At 68.1% G+C, this 16,543-nt stretch carries 16 protein-coding genes and 3 tRNA genes; 12 read left to right on the top strand and 7 right to left on the bottom strand.

Features of this window, described 5'->3' with window-relative positions; translation table 11 throughout:
* Positions 1-148: 148 nt before the first annotated feature.
* Positions 149-2,623 (top strand): OmpA family protein, encoded by a 2,475-nt coding sequence (locus ASG48_RS18760; protein ID WP_244486819.1) that lies wholly within the window; start codon positions 149-151, stop codon positions 2,621-2,623.
* A 115-nt stretch (positions 2,624-2,738) separates the two neighbouring features.
* On the opposite strand, the gene ASG48_RS08105 is transcribed toward ASG48_RS18760, so the two are convergent.
* The 4 genes from ASG48_RS08105 to ASG48_RS08090 all read right to left on the bottom strand — a co-directional run bounded on the left by ASG48_RS08105 (position 2,739) and on the right by ASG48_RS08090 (position 7,368).
* The gene (locus ASG48_RS08105) at positions 2,739-3,530 is read right to left on the bottom strand and encodes an amino acid ABC transporter ATP-binding protein (RefSeq protein WP_055847700.1); all 792 of its coding nucleotides are present in this window, start codon (positions 3,528-3,530) and stop codon (positions 2,739-2,741) included.
* A 12-nt stretch (positions 3,531-3,542) separates the two neighbouring features.
* Positions 3,543-5,039, bottom strand: a complete 1,497-nt coding sequence (locus ASG48_RS08100) for an amino acid ABC transporter permease (protein ID WP_055847697.1) — start codon at positions 5,037-5,039, stop codon at positions 3,543-3,545.
* A 13-nt stretch (positions 5,040-5,052) separates the two neighbouring features.
* Positions 5,053-6,195 carry an amino acid ABC transporter permease gene (locus tag ASG48_RS08095; protein WP_348271123.1) on the bottom strand — a complete coding sequence of 381 codons (1,143 nt, stop codon included), beginning with the start codon at positions 6,193-6,195 and terminating at the stop codon, positions 5,053-5,055.
* A 150-nt stretch (positions 6,196-6,345) separates the two neighbouring features.
* Complete coding sequence (locus ASG48_RS08090) at positions 6,346-7,368, bottom strand: amino acid ABC transporter substrate-binding protein (protein ID WP_055847691.1); 1,023 nt, start codon at positions 7,366-7,368, stop codon at positions 6,346-6,348.
* A gap of 219 nt (positions 7,369-7,587) precedes the next feature.
* Between ASG48_RS08090 and metC the strand changes: the two genes are divergently transcribed.
* The 6 genes from metC (at position 7,588) to ASG48_RS08060 (ending at position 10,598) form a co-directional block, all read left to right on the top strand.
* Positions 7,588-8,772 (top strand): cystathionine beta-lyase, encoded by a 1,185-nt coding sequence (gene metC, locus ASG48_RS08085; protein ID WP_055847688.1) that lies wholly within the window; start codon positions 7,588-7,590, stop codon positions 8,770-8,772.
* A 203-nt stretch (positions 8,773-8,975) separates the two neighbouring features.
* Positions 8,976-9,052, top strand: a tRNA-Pro gene (locus ASG48_RS08080).
* Positions 9,053-9,111: 59 nt separating this feature from the next.
* A complete protein-coding gene (locus ASG48_RS08075) occupies positions 9,112-9,417 on the top strand; it encodes an ETC complex I subunit (RefSeq protein ID WP_055847684.1) in 306 nt (101 codons plus the stop codon).
* A gap of 42 nt (positions 9,418-9,459) precedes the next feature.
* Positions 9,460-9,535, top strand: a tRNA-Arg gene (locus tag ASG48_RS08070).
* Positions 9,536-9,748: 213 nt separating this feature from the next.
* The gene (locus tag ASG48_RS08065) at positions 9,749-10,330 is read left to right on the top strand and encodes a GNAT family N-acetyltransferase (protein WP_244486818.1); all 582 of its coding nucleotides are present in this window, start codon (positions 9,749-9,751) and stop codon (positions 10,328-10,330) included.
* Between the two features lie 4 nt (positions 10,331-10,334).
* Positions 10,335-10,598 (top strand): hypothetical protein, encoded by a 264-nt coding sequence (locus ASG48_RS08060; RefSeq protein WP_055847681.1) that lies wholly within the window; start codon positions 10,335-10,337, stop codon positions 10,596-10,598.
* On the opposite strand, the gene ASG48_RS08055 is transcribed toward ASG48_RS08060, so the two are convergent.
* Positions 10,556-11,509, bottom strand: coding sequence for a LysR family transcriptional regulator (locus ASG48_RS08055; protein ID WP_055847678.1), 954 nt, complete (start codon positions 11,507-11,509; stop codon positions 10,556-10,558). The genes ASG48_RS08060 and ASG48_RS08055 overlap by 43 nt on opposite strands.
* 107 nt (positions 11,510-11,616) lie before the next feature.
* Between ASG48_RS08055 and ASG48_RS08050 the strand changes: the two genes are divergently transcribed.
* Positions 11,617-11,976 (top strand): helix-turn-helix transcriptional regulator, encoded by a 360-nt coding sequence (locus tag ASG48_RS08050; RefSeq protein ID WP_055847676.1) that lies wholly within the window; start codon positions 11,617-11,619, stop codon positions 11,974-11,976.
* 91 nt (positions 11,977-12,067) lie between these two features.
* On the opposite strand, the gene ASG48_RS08045 is transcribed toward ASG48_RS08050, so the two are convergent.
* Together ASG48_RS08045 and ASG48_RS08040 are read right to left on the bottom strand one after the other, a co-directional pair.
* A complete protein-coding gene (locus ASG48_RS08045) occupies positions 12,068-12,520 on the bottom strand; it encodes a DUF192 domain-containing protein (protein ID WP_055847673.1) in 453 nt (150 codons plus the stop codon).
* Positions 12,521-12,626: 106 nt separating this feature from the next.
* A complete protein-coding gene (locus ASG48_RS08040; RefSeq protein WP_055847671.1) occupies positions 12,627-13,199 on the bottom strand; it encodes a cold-shock protein in 573 nt (190 codons plus the stop codon).
* A 322-nt stretch (positions 13,200-13,521) separates the two neighbouring features.
* Here ASG48_RS08040 and ASG48_RS18250 point away from each other — a divergent pair, with 322 nt between their 5' ends.
* The 4 genes from ASG48_RS18250 (at position 13,522) to ASG48_RS08020 (ending at position 16,429) form a co-directional block, all read left to right on the top strand.
* The gene (locus tag ASG48_RS18250) at positions 13,522-14,217 is read left to right on the top strand and encodes a hypothetical protein (protein ID WP_055847666.1); all 696 of its coding nucleotides are present in this window, start codon (positions 13,522-13,524) and stop codon (positions 14,215-14,217) included.
* 184 nt (positions 14,218-14,401) lie between these two features.
* Positions 14,402-14,842 (top strand): VOC family protein, encoded by a 441-nt coding sequence (locus tag ASG48_RS08030; RefSeq protein WP_055847663.1) that lies wholly within the window; start codon positions 14,402-14,404, stop codon positions 14,840-14,842.
* Positions 14,843-14,961: 119 nt separating this feature from the next.
* Positions 14,962-16,113: a D-Ala-D-Ala carboxypeptidase family metallohydrolase gene (locus ASG48_RS08025; RefSeq protein ID WP_082529313.1), complete on the top strand. Its 1,152-nt coding sequence runs from the start codon at positions 14,962-14,964 to the stop codon at positions 16,111-16,113.
* A gap of 241 nt (positions 16,114-16,354) precedes the next feature.
* Positions 16,355-16,429, top strand: a tRNA-Glu gene (locus ASG48_RS08020).
* The last annotated feature ends 114 nt before the right edge of the window (positions 16,430-16,543 follow it).

Here is a 16,543-nt window from a genome sequence, read left to right as displayed (position 1 = left end):
CTGTCGCGATCCTGCCAGGGAACCGTCTCCGGGCCGCCTCCATTGTGGCGCTAAGTCCTGCCCGACTTTTGTTCTGCCGTGCTGCGACACGAGGCAGGCGGGACGAAAGAGCAGATCTGTAAGGGACAGGTCGAACCCAAGGACTTTCATGCCGAACTTCAGGAAGACCGGCCGAGCCATCGGCGTCGCAATGCTCGCCACCTCGACGGCGCTCACCGGCACATTGCCGAGCTACGCGCAGCCCATTCCGCAGCGCCTCGCGCAGGCGGGCGACGGCGCGGCCGAACTGATGGCGCCCGCTGCCTCGGACGCACCGGCCGAGCCCCAGCCCGTCGAGGCCCCGCCGGTCGAGACGCCGCAGCCCGTGGAGACGCCGCCCGAGCCCCAGCGCAGCGAAGCGCCCGCCGCACCGGAGACGGTCCTGGCGCAGGGCAAGGGCGGTCCGGAAGAGGAGCGGCCGAAGCGCCAGCGCGAGGAGCGTCCCGCGCCCGATGCGCAGCCGGCCCGCGAGGCCCCCGCCGAGCGCCCGCAGCGCCGCCAGCGAGAGGAGCCCGCCGCCGAGCGGCCGGCCGCCGAACGCCCCGCCCCGGAGGCGCCGGCCGAACGGCCTCAGCGCCGACAGCGCGAGGAGCAGCGCGCGCCCGAGGCCGAGGCCCCTGCCGAGCGTCCGCAGCGCCGTCAGCGCGAAGAACCCGCCGCCGAGCGGCCGGCCGCCGAACGCCCTGCCCCCGAGGCGCCCGCCGAGCGGCCCCAGCGTCGACAGCGCGAGGAGCCGGCTGCCGAGAGGCCTGCGGCAGAGCAGCCCGCCGAGCGCCCGCAGCGTCGCCAGCGCGAGGAGCCCGCGGCCGAACAGCCGGCCGCCGAAAGGCCTGCCCCGGAGGCACCGGCGGAGCGTCCGCAGCGCCGCGAGACCGAGGAGCGCCGTGAGCCGGCCGCGGAGCGTGCGGCGCCTGCGCCTGCCGCGCCGGACGCGCCCGCAGCGCCAGACGCGGCGCCCGAACGGGCAGCCCCCGGCGCCGAGGCGCCGGCGGAACGCCCGCAGCGTCGCCAGCGCGAGGAGAATCGCGAGCAGCCGAGCGAGCCCGCAGCGGAACGGCCGGCCGATGCGCCGCGACGCGACCGTGCGGCCCCGGCCGCAGCACCCGAAGCGCCGGCCGACGATACGGTTCTCGAGGGCGGAACGCCCCCGGCCGGCGAGCGCCCGCGCGGCGAGCGGCGTGACGCAGACCAGCCGGGCCGCGAGCGCGCGCCGGGCGCGGACGCTCCGGCCCGTGCCGGCACGCCCGGCGATCCCGCTCCGGCCGTGGGCGGCGCTGCATCCGAGCCCCCGGCGGCACCTGCACCGGGTGCGGCGCCCCAGCCGGCCGCGCCGGCCGACGCGGCCCGTGCGGCTCCGGAGCCGGACGCCAATTCGGTCGGCGCCAATCGTGGCGGGGGCGATGCCAATGCCCGCCGGGAGCGTCGGCGTCCGGTCGAGGCCCCGCAGCCCGTGCCGGTCGACATCCAGACGCAGGCCGTGCCCGAAGGCGGGCTCGACGCCAGCGACGCCCGCGTGCAGCGCCTGCAGGAGCCGGTGCAGATCCGCTCCGTCACGGCCGAACAGGGCGAACGCATCGAACTGCCAGCGCGCGGCGACACGGTGATCAACAACACCACCGTGAACAACACGACGGTCAACAACACGACCGTGCAGCAGTTCGTGCAGCCGGAACTGCCGCGCGGGGTGGAAGTCGTCGAGCGCGTCGGCAATCGCGACATCCTGTCGATCGTCGGCGCCGGTGTCGCCGGGGCAGTGGTCGGCGGCGCGGCGGCCTACTTCATCCGGCCGAACGACGAGGCGCGCATCGCCGTCGACGCGCGCGAGCGCTATGCCGAACGGCTTTCGGGCGGGCGCATCCGCGAGACGATCGTGCGCCCCGACGGGGTGCAGATCGTGACGATCACCAACCGCTACGGCGACGTGATCCAGCGCTCGCGCATCGTGCCGGGCCGCCCGGAATCGGTGCTCTTCTACGACCCCTACGAGCGGGACGCCGAGGAGGCCAACTACTACTACGACGCGGGCGCCGACCTGCCCCCGCTGCAGCTCGCCATCCCCGAGGACGAATATGTCGTCGACATCGACCGGCCCGACGAGGAGCTCTACTACCGCACCATCGTCGCGCCGCCCGTCGAGACCGTCGAGCGGATCTATTCGGTGGACGAGGTGCGGCGCTCCAAGCGCATCCGCGACAAGGTGCGCCGCATCGACCTGGCCACGATCAACTTCGACTTCGGCTCGGACCAGATCCCGCAGGATCAGGTCGGCAATCTCGAGGCGCTCGCCCAGGCGATCGCGCGGGTGATCGAGCAGAATCCGGACGAGACCTTCCTGATCGAGGGCCATACGGACGCCGTCGGCAGCGATCTGGCCAATCTCGCCTTGTCGGACCGTCGCGCCGCGTCGGTCGCCTCCGCGCTCAGCGAGTATTTCGACGTGCCGCCGGAGAATCTCGTCACCCAGGGCTACGGCGAGCAATATCTCAAGGTCGATACGGGCGGCGAGAACCGCGACAACCGCCGCGTCACCGTGCGGCGCATCACGCCGCTGGTGAAGCCGGTGGAGACCTCGCAGGCGAACTGACCGCCTGAGGGTCCGGCCGCAAGCCGAACCCCGCATGGAAAAGCCGGCGATCGCGAGATCGCCGGCTTTTCGCATTCTCCGGCCTGGATCGGGCGCCGGGTCGGCGCCCGCCGCCTCAATGCAGGATCTGCGACAGGAAGAGCTTGGTGCGCTCGTGCTGGGGGTTCGAGAAGAAGGCGTTCGGCTCGTTCTGCTCGACGATCTGGCCGGCATCCATGAAGATGACGCGGTCGGCGACCTGGCGCGCGAAGCCCATCTCGTGGGTGACGCAGAGCATCGTCATCCCCTCCTCGGCGAGCGTCACCATCACGTCCAGCACTTCCTTGACCATTTCCGGGTCGAGCGCCGAGGTCGGCTCGTCGAAGAGCATGATCTTGGGTTTCATGCAGAGCGAGCGGGCGATGGCCACACGCTGCTGCTGGCCGCCGGACAGCTGGCCCGGATACTTGTGCGCCTGATCGGGAATGCGCACGCGGGTGAGGAAATGCATGGCGAGCTCGTCCGCCTGCTTCTTCGGCATCTTGCGCACCCAGATCGGCGCCAGCGTGCAGTTCTCCAGGATCGTCAGATGCGGGAAGAGGTTGAAGTGCTGGAACACCATGCCGACCTCGCGCCGCACCTCGTCGATCTTCTTGAGATCGTTGGTGAGCTCGATGCCGTCGACGATGATCGTGCCCTTCTGGTGCTCCTCCAGCCGGTTGATGCAGCGGATCATCGTGGACTTGCCGGAGCCGGACGGCCCGCAGATGACGATCTTCTCGCCGCGGCGGACCTTGAGGTCGACGTCCCGCAGGACATGGAACTCGCCGTACCATTTGTTGACGCCGATGAGCTCGACGGCGTTCTGCGCGGTGGAAACGGCGGCATGGGCCGGCGCGGCGGAGGGATTGGCGGTTTCGAAAGCCATCGAATCGATCCTTTAGCGTTTGTGGCCCGTGTCGAGACGCCGTTCCATGAAGACGGAGTAGCGCGACATCGAGAAGCAGAAGAGCCAGAAGAGGAATCCGGCAAAGACGAGACCCGTCGCCGGCGTCGAGGGCGTGATCCAGGCCGGGTCGGCGAAGCCGCGCCGCACCGTGCCCAGAAGGTCGGCGAGACCGATGATGTAGACGAGGCTCGTATCCTTGAAGAGGCCGATGAACGTGTTCACGATGCCGGGGATGACGAGCTTGAGCGCCTGCGGCAGAACCACGAGCCGCATCTTCTGCCAGTAGGTCAGCGCCATCGCGTCGGCGCCCTCGTACTGGCCCTTCGGAATGGCCTGCAGGCCGCCGCGGATGACCTCGGCCATGTAGGCCGCCGAGAACAGCGCCACGCCGACGAGGGCGCGCAGCAGCTGGTTGAAGGTCACGCCGTCCGGCACGAAGAGCGGCAGCATGAAATTGGCCATGAACAGGACGGTGATGAGCGGCACGCCGCGCCAGAACTCGATGAAGATCACCGAGAGCAGCTTGATCGCCGGCATGTCCGAACGCCGCCCCAGCGCCAGCAGGATCCCGAGCGGCAGCGAGGCCGTGATGCCCGTGAGCGCCACGACGAGCGTCAGCATCAGGCCGCCCCAGAAGTTCGTCGGCACCGGCTCGAGGCCGAAATCGTGGCTGACCACGAAGAGGAACAGCACCGCGCCGACGATCGGCGACAGGAGCTGGACGGCACTGGCGCCCGACCGTGCCGCGAGGGCGGCGAAGACGGACAGCGCCGTCGCGCCAAGCGCGGCGGCGAAGGCGAGAAGCGTCAGCGGCGTGAAGCGGACGTCGAGGAACTCGACGCGGGCCGCGGTCACGATGCCCGAGAAGATCAGCGCGAGGACCGCGACGGCCATCAGCGCGTAGGCGGCCTTCAGAAGCGGCGTGCGCGACGACACGTCGGGGCGCGAGGCGACGCGGCTGACGGTGAGGCCCGCCGCGAAGACGATCAGGATCGCGACCTCGCCGCCGGTCACGGAGAACTCGCCGCCCGTGAGCAGGACGAGCGTGACGACCGGGAAGACGAGGAAGAGAAGCACGGCGTTCAGCTTCTTGCCCGGCACCGTCGGCATGGCGATGGGGATGACCAGGGCCGCCAGCAGAAGGAACACGAGATCGATGCGCCAGCGCTCCTCCAGCGGATAGATGCCGTAGATGAACTGCCCGAACTTAGCCTTCACGAAGGCCCAGCAGGCGCCGCCATGGCCGCCGCCTTCCACGAGACAGGCGGTGCGGTCGGACCCTTCGAAGACGGCGTCGACGACCGCCCACTGGAAGAGGTTCCAGATGCCCCAGACGAGAACGGCGCCGAGCGCGATGGTCAGGACGGTGTCGAGCGGGGTGGCGAAGAGATTGCGGCGCATGCGTCCGACGAGGCCCGTCTCCCCGGGCGGCGGCGGCAGCGGCTGCTTCTGGTCTCGGGCGACGTAGAGTGCGACTTGTTCTTCCATGACGGCGTCCCCCTCAGCGCTCGACCAGCGCCATCTTGGAATTGAACCAGTTCATCAGGATGGAGACGCTGAGACTGATGGTGAGATAGACGATCATCCAGATGGCCACGACCTCGACGGACTGGCCGGACTGGTTGAGCACCGTCGAGCCGACGGCGACGAGGTCGGGATAGCCGATGGCAAGGCCCAGCGAGGAGTTCTTGGTCAGGTTGAGATACTGGCTCGTCAGTGGCGGGATGATGACCCGGAAGGCCTGCGGCACGACGACGAGGCGCAGCGTCTGGTTGCGCGTGAGGCCGACGGCGGACGCCGCCTCGGTCTGTCCCTTGGAGACCGACAGGATGCCGGCGCGCACGATCTCGGCAATGAAGGCCGCGGTATAGACCGCGAGCGCCAGGAGCAGCGCCAGGAATTCGGGCTTGATCTGCAGGCCGCCGACGAGGTTGAAGCGCGTCGCCGCCGGAAACTCCAGCGTGGCCGGCACTCCGGTGACGAGAAAGACCAGGATGGGAAGGCCGAGGATAAGGCCGAGCGCCGTCCACAGGAGCGGCTTGCGCTCGCCGGTCTTCAGCTGGCTCGCCCGGTTGCGCCGCGCCACGACGAGCGTCGCCACGATGCCCACGGCGAAGGCGGCGAGCGTCGTCCAGGCGATCGGGTCGAAGATCAGGCCGGGGATCTGCAGGCCGCGATTGGTGAGATAGACGCCGAGCGGGTTCGGCTCGACCCCGCGCGGGCCGGACAGGACCGACAGGACGCCGAAATACCAGAACAGGATGACCAGGAGCGGCGGGATGTTGCGGAACGTCTCGACGTAGAGCGTGGCCAGCGAGCGAACGAGGAAATTGCGCGACAGGCGGCCGATGCCGACGAGGAAACCGACGATCGTCGCCACGACCACGCCGCAGCCGGCGATGATGAGCGTGTTCACGATGCCGACGAGGATCGCGCGCCCATAGGTGTCGTTGCTGGAATAGGGGATCGCCGTCTGGGCGATGTCGAAGCCCGAGCGCGACTCGAGAAAGCCGAAGCCGGAGGCGATATTGGCCTGCTGGAGGTTCCGGGCAGTGTTGCCGACGATCCACCAGGTGAACCCGGCGAGCAGCGCCACGATGAGGACCTGCACGACGATGCCGCGGACCTTGGGGTCGTTCAGCATCGAACCGGCACGGGAGGGACGGGGAATCGGTTGGGTTTGCGCGGTCATATCCTGCGGCCTGTCTCCGGAGAGGCCCGCCGCAGGATCGCGACGGGCCGTGATCGAAGCGATCGCGGCGCCTCCTCCCGGATGGCGCCGCGAAGAGCCGGCTTAGCGGATGGGCATGCCGTACTGCAGGCCGCCCTTGGTCCACAGCGCGTTCTGGCCGCGCGCCAGCGCGAGCGGGGTCGAGGGACCGACATTGCGGTCGTAGATCTCGCCGTAATTGCCGACGGCCTTGATCACGTTCACGGCCCAGGTGTCGGGCAGGCCGAGCGAGGCGCCGAACTTGCCGTCCTGGCCGAGCATGCGGCGGATGTCCGGATTCTCGGACTTGGTCATCTCCTCGACATTGGCCTGGGTGATGCCGGCCTCCTCGGCGTTGAGGAGGAGGTAGTGGGTCCATTTCACGACGTCGGCCCAGCCGGAATCGCCCTGGCGCACGGCCGGTCCGAGCGGCTCCTTGGAGATGATCTCGGGCAGGATCACGTGATCGTCGGCCTGGCCCATCTCGAGGCGCGAGGCGGCGAGGCCCGAGGCGTCGGTGGTCAGCACGTCGCAGCGGCCGCTGTCATAGGCCGTGTTGACGTCCGACTGCGATTCGATGACGACCGGGTTGTATTCCAGGTTGTTCGACCGGAAGAAGTCCGCCAGATTCAGCTCCGTCGTGGTGCCGCTCTGCACGCAGACGGTCGCGCCGGACAGCTGCATGGCGGAGTTCACGTTGAGCTCCTTCTTCACCATGAAGCCCTGGCCGTCGTAGTAGTTCACGACGCTGAAATCGAGGCCGAGCGTGGTGTCGCGGTCCATCGTCCAGGTCGTGTTGCGGGCCAGGAGGTCGATCTCGTTGTTCTGCAGGGCCGGGAAGCGCTGCACGGCCGAGAGCGGCACGTACTGAACCTTGGTCCCGTCGCCGAACACGGCGGCCGCGACGGCCTTGCAGTAGTCGACGTCGAGGCCCTGCCAGGCACCCTGGTCGTTCTGCGAGGCAAAGCCCGGTAGACCCGTGTTGACGCCGCAGCGCAGCGTGCCGCGCTGCTTGACCGTGTCGAGCGTCGATTGCGCCGAGGCCGTGGATACGGCGCCGGCCGCGATCGACAGCCCAAGGGCGGCGGTCAGAAGCTTCAAGTTCATAAGGTTACCTTCCCGTCAGGAATTGATTTTGGCTTTTTCTTGTTGGATCGGCGAAAGTCGACGAAGACAGGATAGGCGCCCTCGATCCGTCCCTGCTCGATCTCTGCCGGCCATTCTCATGACATAAAAATGGGCAGGTCAAGCCGAGCCCCCCGAATTTGGGCAGCGATCGCCGGCAGCCTCTCGCAGCCGATGCCATTTGACTAAAAGGATTGCAGCGTGGACAGGAAATCGCCGAAGAATGGTCAGTCGACAGGCATCAATACCCGTCTCGCCCATGGGCCCTACGACCCAGCCGGGCAGTTCGGATTCGTCAATCCGCCCGTCTTCCACGCCTCGACGGTCCTCTTCGCCGACACCGCGACGCTCAAGAGCCGCAGCCGGGCACCGTATTCCTACGGTCTGTCGGGCACGCCCACGACGCGCGCGCTCGAGGACGCGCTGAACGAGCTGGAAGGTTCGGCGGGCACGATCCTGCTCCCGTCCGGCCTTGCGGCCGTGACCTTTCCGCTCCTGGCCTTCCTCGGCAGCGGCGATCACTGTCTCGTCGTGGACAGCGTCTACCCGCCGACACGCCGCTTCTGCGACACGGTTCTGAAGCGGATGGGCGTCGAGGTCACCTATTTCGATCCCGCCGAAGCCGGCGCGATCGCAGGCATCCTCAAGCCCAACAGCCGCGCGATCCTCCTGGAAGCGCCGGGCTCCAACACGTTCGAGATGATCGACGTCGCGGCGCTGACAACCGTCGCGCGGGCGGCCGGCGTCGTCACCATGATGGACAATACCTGGGCGACGCCGCTCTTCTTCCGGCCGCTCGACCATGGCGTCGATCTCTCGATCCATGCGCTGACGAAATATCCGGGCGGGCATTCGGACATGATGCTCGGCTCCGTGTCGGCGACGGCCGAGACCTATGGGCGGCTGCGCGAGACGCAGATGATGATCGGCGTGAACGCCGCCCCCGACGACACCTATCTCTGCCTGCGCGGCCTGAAGACGATGGGCGTGCGGCTCGCGCGCCATGAAGCCTCGGCGCTCGAGGTCGCGAACTGGCTGGAATCGCGCGAGGACGTCCTGCACGTGCTGCACCCCGCTTTGCCCTCCTTCGAGGGCCACGAGCTCTGGAAGCGGCAGTTCTCCGGCGCGAGCGGCCTCTTCTCATTCGTGCTGCGCGATGGCGACGCGGCGGGCGCCGCGCGGTTCCTGGACGCCCTGCGACTGTTCGGGCTCGGCTTCTCCTGGGGCGGGCACGAGAGCCTCGCCGTCCCCGTCGATCTCTCCGACCGCGTCGTCGCCAAGGCGCCGTCCGGCGGCGCCGTCATCCGCCTGCAGATCGGCCTCGAGGACGTGCCCGATCTCGTCGCCGATCTCGAGCGGGGCTTCGCCGCCTATCACGGCGGCTGAGACATCCGATCCTGTCGCCGCGGGGGCCGAGCGTCGTCGCCGCCCGAGAGCGACGGATGGCCCGGAGGATCGCGCCGAAGAGCCGCAGACTCCGCCCCGCGCCGACCTTTCCGTTCCGCGGGCGGGCGCGGTCCGAACGGGGATTGCCTTGACTTCGACCCGGCAGGCGGTCACATGCCTTCTGTCCGCGGACGAAGACCGTTCGGAGCGTAGCGCAGTCTGGTAGCGCATCTGGTTTGGGACCAGAGGGTCGCAGGTTCGAATCCTGCCGCTCCGACCATTTTCGAATGCGGGCGCGCCTGCCGCATCGGCCTTCAGCATCCTGCCACGAGACAGACGATGGTTGCCCGGATCTACCGCCCTGCCCGCACCGCCATGCAGTCGGGCAAAGCCAAGACCAAGCAGTGGCTGCTCGACTACGAGCCGGCCGAGAAGAAGCGCGTCGAGCCGCTGATGGGCTACACGTCCTCCTCCGACATGCTGGCCCAGGTCCGCCTGAGCTTCGACAGCCGCGAGGAAGCCGTCGCCTATGCCGAGCGCCACGGCATCGAATACCGCGTCGAGGAACCGAGCGAGCCCCGCCGCGTGAAGGTCGCCTATTCCGACAATTTCCGCTACGACCGCCGTCAGCCCTGGACGCACTAGCGCCGTCCCACTCGCCCGCCGTCCGCTCTGCGGACGCTGCACGGCCCCGTAGCTCAGAGGATAGAGCACCGGCCTTCTAAGCCGATGGTCGCAGGTTCGAATCCTGCCGGGGTCGCCATTTTCCTCACCCTAAAGCGAGCAGCGCGCGTTTGCGCTGCAGGTCCGTGCTCGCCAGACCGGCTCGAGCGCCGCGCCATCGCCGCCGCTCGATGAAGACGCGCCCGCCGCCGCTTCTACAAAAATGAAGAACGGTTGAAAGTCTCGGCGGATACCGCGGCGCGACGGACTCCCGCACTGTCTCTCCACAGACGCAGCGGCGGAGGCGGACCGGATGGACATGACGAGCGAGCGGGCGAAACGCACCAATTCCGTACGGATCGAACTCGTGACGACCTACGAGCAGCTCCTTCACGCCTATGCCGTGCGGAGCATCTGCTTCATGGAGGAGCACTCGGTCCGCGCGCGGCAGAACTACGACGGCAACGACTACCAGTCGACGCATATCATCGTCTACGAGGACGACGAGCCGGTCGGCACCGCGCGCGTGCGCTGGTTCCGCGATTTCGCCAAGATCGAGCGCACCTGCTTCCGCAAGGAGCACCGCCGGCCCGAGATCATCAAGGCCACGGCGCAGTTCATCTTCGACCATGCGGCCCGCAAGGGCTACGACAAGGTCATTACCCATGCCAAGCCAGCCTATGCGCGGCTCTGGCGGATCCTGCTCGGCTTCAAGCCGGCGCAGGGCAAGGAACCCGTGCTCTTCGAGGGCCATGACGAGCCCTATCTGGAACTGGTCAAGACCATCGTCCCGGCCGTCGACGCGATCGACGCCGACACGTCCTCGGCCGTTCTCTTCCGCATCGAAGGCCAGTGGGACCAGCCGTCGGAATTCGAGACGCGGGCGCGGGTCTAGGTCGATGAACAAGTCCCTCGCCCCTCACGAGACGACCGGCAACGCATCGCCCGGTCGCGATCCCAGCCTCGACGATCTGCGCACTTCCGTCATGGATGTCGTGGAGATCCACAACCAGATGATCCAGCGCCTCCTCAACGACGAGACCGACCTGATGGCGCTCGCCGAGTTCCTCGACGATGTCGGCAACCGCTATCTCGACTTCTCCGAGCAGATCAGCGCCCATCACTCCAGGTTGAACATCAGGCGCATCGCGGAATCGCTGTAGCTGTCGGTCGCCGTGAGGTTCAGCCGATCGCCGAACCAGTTCGACTGGGCCGAGAAGACCTCGCTCAGCATGTCGAAGACGATCTTCACCGGCTTGGAATGGAGCCTTTCCCGCGAGGCCGCGATGAAGATGCGCACCTTGATGTGGCAATCGAGGTCCAGCGCCACGAGGGACGGCTCGACGGCCGTGTAATTGCCGAGAAGGCCGATGCCGAGCCCGGCCTTCACCATCAGACCGTAGGTGATCGAGTTCTCGCTCGTCGCCGACACCCGTCCCTGCCGGCTCGCGGATTGCCAGGGATCCCAGATCCCCGTGCGCGCCTCGTAATAGGGCGTCTGCACGAAGTCGTGGCGGGCCAGCGTCGAGCGTGTGGGCAGGCCCTTGCGCTCGATATAGGCGCGCGAGCAGATCGGCACGAAATGCAGTTGCCCCAGCGGCTGGGTGACGATCTCCTGGTGGCCGGCAGGCATGAAGCCGATGGCGATGTCGGTCGGGTTCTCGCGATAGTCCACGAGATTGATCGGGTTCTGCAGCGCCACGAGGATGCGCGGGAACATTTCCGCGAATTCGCGAAGCGCGGGCACGACGAAGAACGTCGCCAACCCGTCCGTGACGGAGACGCGCACCGTGCCTTCGGTCTTGCGAAGGTCCGATTTCATGTCGTTCGACAGATCGAACAGGCGCCGGTCGAGCCCGGACAAAGCCTGGGCCAGATCCTCGCCCCTCTCCGTCAGCTTGATGCCCGTGGTCGACGAGACCAGGAGTTGTGTGCCCATCATGTCCTGGAGGCGCTTGACGGACCGGCTGACGGTCGGCTGGCTCATGCCGAGCAGCTCGCCGGCGCGGTTGAAGGATTTCGCCTTCGCGACGGCCAGGAAAATCCGCAGCTCGCCCCAAAATTGACCGCTCAACAGGAACTGATTATCTAAAAGTCGCCTGTTGAAGGGTGTTTGGATCGGCTCGAACGGCCGTCTGTCGTCGTCGTCGAGACTCTCGGTCAAGGCTCTCTCTGGATCCCATGTCGCAGAACGAAATCGATACCCATGCCGGTCGTCGCCTCCGGCAGGCCCGGACCATCAGGGGCTTGTCGCTCGCCGAACTCGGCCAGCGGCTGGCGGACCCTATCACCTACCAGCAGGTGCAGAAATACGAACGCGGCTGGAACCGCATGAGCGCCAGCCGCCTATGGCAGTTCGCGACCGTCCTCAGCGTCGACGTCGGCTATTTCTTCGAGGGTCTGAAGGACACGGACGATGTCGGCGACACGATCCTCCTCGACGAGGAGGTGATGCGCGCGGCCCAGATCTTCGGCATGATCCGCGACACCGACATGCGCCGGCGGGCCATCGGCGTCCTGAAAGCGCTGGCGGAGGACTGATTTCCGCCATAGCCGCCTTCTTCCGAGTCCCTTGCCCAAGCCGCGGTCCCGCGGCCGGAAGAGGGTCGGGCGACAGTCCCGGCGGACAGCGTCAGGGCGCGGAAATGATCTCGTGGCGAAGCCGGTCTCCGGCCTTGGCGCCGTAGCGCGCCGCCGCCCCGCCGTTGAGTTCCAGCACGTAGCGCACGGGCGGCCCCGACGGGATCAGCTCCAGCGACAGCGGCTTGGCATTGGCGGCGACGCGCGTCACGGTGCCGGTCTCGTCGATGAAGAGCATGTCGAGCGGGATCAGCGTGTTCTTCATCCACATCGTCACGACGCGTGTCTCCTCGAAATCGAAGAGCATGCCCTGACCGTCCGGCATCGCGTCGCGATTCATCAGGCCGATCTCGCGGGATTTCGGCGTGTCGGCGATCTCCACGGCGATCGGATGTTCGCCGGTCGCCGTGACCAGGGTCGCGGTGCCCAGACGGTCGGCGGCGAAGGCGAGGTAGCCGGCGCCGGCGCACGCGATGAGGGCGAGGAACGCTGCGGCTTTGCGCATGGGGGTCAGGTCCAGGTCAAGGCGTTCGGCGCCGAGCCGAAGCGCTGCGGATCGGAACGGCGTTCCCGCGGCCGAGCCGCGACGGCTGTGCGGACGGCTCGCCGCGTCAGTGGGAGGCGCCCTTGGCCGGGCCGGCCTCCGGATGCACCTCGGCGGCCATCAGCCCCTTGGCGCCGTCGCCGAAGCGCACGAGCACGACCTGACCGGGCCGCAGCTCCGTCAGCCCGTAGCGCCGAAGCGTCTCCATATGCACGAAGATGTCGGGCGTCCCGTCGCCCTGCGTCAGGAAGCCGTAGCCGCGCGTGCGGTTGAACCACTTCACCTCCGCCCGCACCAGATCGCCCACGGCCGAGATCGGCGCATGGATGCGGGAGGGCGGCAGCTGGGACGGATGCACGGCCGTCGAAGCATCCATCGAGATCACGCGGAAGGCCTGCCGGCCCTTCTCGCCGTCCTGCACCTCGCAGACGATCCGTGCGCCCTCGAGCGCGGTGGAATGTCCGTCCCGGCGCAGGCAGGTGACATGGAGGAGGATGTCCGGCCCGTGATCGTCGGGCACCACGAAGCCGAATCCCTTGGCGACGTCGAACCATTTGATATGGCCCGAGACCACATCGAGATCGACATCGGAATGGACACCGTCGTCGAACAGATGGGTCGCGGTGGTTCTGTCCGGCATGACCGTGTCCTGCCTCTTGAAACGTACCCGAATCACTGTCCCAACTTAGCACCAGAGCCGGGTCGTTCGGCAAGGGGCGTTCGCCCGGTCGGGCCGGTTTCGACGCCGTGTCGCGGGCCTTCGAACGCCGGCTCGAGTGCCCGGCGCGGGGCGGGGTCCTCTCCCGGACCGCCCGGCCCCGACTGTCTTCCGTCGCAGAAACGGCGACCGGGCCTGGCCCACGTCCCTAGTATTGTGCGCCGCAAAATAAGTTTCGTGACGGAACGATCCCATCGGACACGCGGTTAACGCGCCACGGACACTGTCTTTTGGGAGAAGAACGATGCCGAAGCTGAACCTTTATGCCTCCATGCTCGCGATCGCCATTGCCGGCGGCACCGCGACGACTGCGCTGGCCGACTGCGCGCAAGATCTCGCCGCGCTGCGCACGCAGATGGGAATGACCGCCTCGACCGGCTCGTCCGGCGATTCCATGCAGCCGACGCAGGCCGGACAGGCCGGCTCCACCGGCGAAGTGTCCGGCGTCGAGGCGACGACCGAGATGTCGAAGGCGCAGACCGGCAGCGCGGCGACGAGCGGCGCGGGCGCGATGGGGACGGATGCGGGCGCATCGGCGGGCGCCGCCGCGACGGCCACCACGCCCGAGGGGCAGGACATGGCGGCGGCGAGCGGCCAGACCTCGACCTTCACGCAGGACAATGCCGCCAAGAGCCAGGAGCCCGGCCAGACCGCGACCGGCTCGGTGTCGGGCGTCGCCCCGACGGCCGCGCTCGGCGATGTCGCCAAGGGCGGTACGGGCGACATGGCGGCGGGTGGCGGCGCGGCGGCCGCCAGCAGCTCGGCCATGCCCTCCGATCCCGCCGCCGCCTCCGGCATGGCGAAGAGTGCCGACACCGCTTCCGCAGCGGCCGGCAGCCAGATGGCGATGACGCATGTGCAGGAAGCTCAGGCGGCCCTCGACAAGGGCGACGAGGCGGCCTGCACGGCGGCGATCCAGGCGGCCAAGAGCGCCATGTAACGTCTCTCCGCCAGCCTCGGCTCGAGGCTGGAAAACCCCGATTGAAAAGGCGGCGTCTTTCGAGACGCCGTCTTCGTTTGAAGGGAAGCCCGTCGTGGTGCCCGCAAGGGCCGATCGAGACTAGCCGGAGCCGCGAGCGGCCCTAGACTCCCGCTTCACGGGTTTCGATGGAGATGCACCGATCATGAGATATCTGCATACGATGGTCCGGGTGGCCGATCTCGACGCCGCCCTCGACTTCTACTGCAACAAGATGAAGCTCGTGGAAACACGCCGCGTGGAAAGCGAAAAGGGCCGCTACACGCTGGTCTTCCTCGCCGCGCCCGGCGATCTGCCGAAGGCCTCGGAAACCAAGGCGCCCCTGGTGGAACTCACCTATAACTGGGACCCCGAAACCTATACGGGCGGGCGCAATTTCGGCCATCTCGCCTACCAGGTCGACGACATCTACGAGACCTGCCAGTCGCTGATGGAGGCGGGCGTCACCATCAACCGCCCGCCCCGGGACGGCTACATGGCCTTCGTCAAGTCGCCGGACGGCATTTCCATCGAGATCCTTCAGGCCGGCGAAGCCAAGGCGCCTGCCGAGCCCTGGGCGTCCATGCCGAACACGGGCAGCTGGTAAGCGGGTTCGCGGGGCGCCGCAGGGCCAAGTCCGTCCCGGCGCCCTCGCCGCCTCGGCGCGCAACCTCATTCGGCCGCATTCTGGCAATAGCGCTGCCGGTTATGTAATGTTTCGGTAAGGTGCAGCCGGCGCGGACCGGCACGGCACCGCCGCCGGGTGGGGACCGGGCGGCAGAAGACGAGGCGGCGTCAGCATCCGGCAAGGTTCCGGCGCGATGCACAGCGGGTACGGGGGCCCGCCTTGGAGAGGGTATTGGGGATTTGACCATTCGACCTGATCGGCCTGGAGGCCTGGCGCTGAGCCGTCGCTTCCTCGCCGTGGCGATGTTGTCGACCATGCCGCTGGCCGGATGCGTGTCGGCCGTCGACGACACCAGCGCCTTCGGCTTCGCCTCGGCCCCGTCGGCCGCGGCGTCGGAGAGCGCGGAAGCGGCGACCGGTCCCGCCGAAGGCACGGACGGCACGCCGTCCGACGTCGCGCAGGCGAGTGCCGACGCGCCGCCCGCGGCGCTTTCCGAGAAGGCGGAGCCGCAGGACGCAGCCGCGTCCGCCGAGGACACGCTCCGGACGGAAGGCCGCGAGATCGCCGCCAGCGGCCGTACGACCGTCGCCGCCTATGCCGGCGGCACGGTCTCCGATCCGGCCGGTGGCAACGCGGCCGACAAGACGCTTTTCACCTCTCTCTTCGCCAAGTCCCAGGCGCGCACGCCCATCGCCAATGCCGACAACGGTCGCAGCCGGCGCGTGATCCTGCGCCGCGAGGGTGCGCCGACGGCAGGTGGCGGCGAAGGCCTTCCCGGCGTCGATCCTTCCTCCCTCTTCGAGATCGGCCAGCGCGCGTCTGCAAGCGACAGCGACGCGCTCGACGACATGGCAAGCTATCAGGTCGCGTCGCTGAGCGGCATGGCCCGGCTCGCGCCCAACGGGCTGCTGCAGCAGCGCGAGGACGTGCAGACGCATTGCTTCGACCAGCGCCTCGTCGGCATGTTGCGCGCCATCGAACAGCGTTTCGGATCGAAGGTGATCGTCACGTCCGGCTATCGCAGCCCGTCGCACAACCGACGCGTCAACGGCGCGCGCCATTCGCAGCACATGGCCTGCAAGGCCGCCGACATCATCGTGCCCAATGCCGACAATCAGGCGGTCGCCGCATTCGTCCGCACCATGCCCGGCCGCGGCGGGGTCGGCACCTATTGCCATACCAAGGCGATCCACGTGGACACCGGTCCGCAACGCGACTGGAACTGGCAGTGCCGCCGCCGCGGCAACTGATCGCAGTGACGACGCCCGGGCCGAAACCCGGGCGTTTTTCGTCGGAGCTAGAGGCTCGGCGCCCAACACCGCAACACCGCCTGCGGTGCCCCGAAGGCCGCCCTTCTCCAGGCGCCACCGGATTTCGCGCCCCATCGGGCGCAGCCGCCCGAAGCAGGTCTCCCATGGGTTTGCGAGCCCGGCGCCGGACCGTTTTCAGGGTTGCGATCCCCGGCGACTCACCCTATAGACCCCTCAGGCCGCGCCCATCGTCTATCGGTCAGGACGCCACCCTTTCACGGTGGAGAGGGGGGTTCGATTCCCCCTGGGCGTACCAGTTTCCCAAATCTTCCGCTTTTCATGCATGAGGCCCTGACGGTGACGAACCGTCGGTCGAGGACGGCCGCCGCGCGCCTCGCAGGTTCCGGGATCTGGTCGATCGGGCATGCCG

Source organism: Aurantimonas sp. Leaf443, assembly GCF_001425575.1.
Lineage (GTDB): Bacteria > Pseudomonadota > Alphaproteobacteria > Rhizobiales > Rhizobiaceae > Leaf443.
Note: the sequence above shows the minus strand (reverse complement) of the source record. Positions and strands in the feature narration are given on the sequence as shown.

Coding starts and splice junctions, on each gene's coding strand:
- ASG48_RS08095 (WP_348271123.1), bottom strand. CDS start 6,195: ATGCTGAACGACCCCAAGGTCCGCGGCATCGTCGTGCAGGTCCTCATC.
- ASG48_RS08065 (WP_244486818.1), top strand. CDS start 9,749: ATGGACATGACGAGCGAGCGGGCGAAACGCACCAATTCCGTACGGATC.
- ASG48_RS08090 (WP_055847691.1), bottom strand. CDS start 7,368: ATGAACTTGAAGCTTCTGACCGCCGCCCTTGGGCTGTCGATCGCGGCC.
- ASG48_RS18250 (WP_055847666.1), top strand. CDS start 13,522: ATGCCGAAGCTGAACCTTTATGCCTCCATGCTCGCGATCGCCATTGCC.
- ASG48_RS08050 (WP_055847676.1), top strand. CDS start 11,617: ATGTCGCAGAACGAAATCGATACCCATGCCGGTCGTCGCCTCCGGCAG.
- ASG48_RS08105 (WP_055847700.1), bottom strand. CDS start 3,530: ATGGCTTTCGAAACCGCCAATCCCTCCGCCGCGCCGGCCCATGCCGCC.
- ASG48_RS08045 (WP_055847673.1), bottom strand. CDS start 12,520: ATGCGCAAAGCCGCAGCGTTCCTCGCCCTCATCGCGTGCGCCGGCGCC.
- ASG48_RS18760 (WP_244486819.1), top strand. CDS start 149: ATGCCGAACTTCAGGAAGACCGGCCGAGCCATCGGCGTCGCAATGCTC.
- ASG48_RS08030 (WP_055847663.1), top strand. CDS start 14,402: ATGAGATATCTGCATACGATGGTCCGGGTGGCCGATCTCGACGCCGCC.
- ASG48_RS08040 (WP_055847671.1), bottom strand. CDS start 13,199: ATGCCGGACAGAACCACCGCGACCCATCTGTTCGACGACGGTGTCCAT.
- ASG48_RS08100 (WP_055847697.1), bottom strand. CDS start 5,039: ATGGAAGAACAAGTCGCACTCTACGTCGCCCGAGACCAGAAGCAGCCG.
- ASG48_RS08075 (WP_055847684.1), top strand. CDS start 9,112: ATGGTTGCCCGGATCTACCGCCCTGCCCGCACCGCCATGCAGTCGGGC.
- ASG48_RS08060 (WP_055847681.1), top strand. CDS start 10,335: ATGAACAAGTCCCTCGCCCCTCACGAGACGACCGGCAACGCATCGCCC.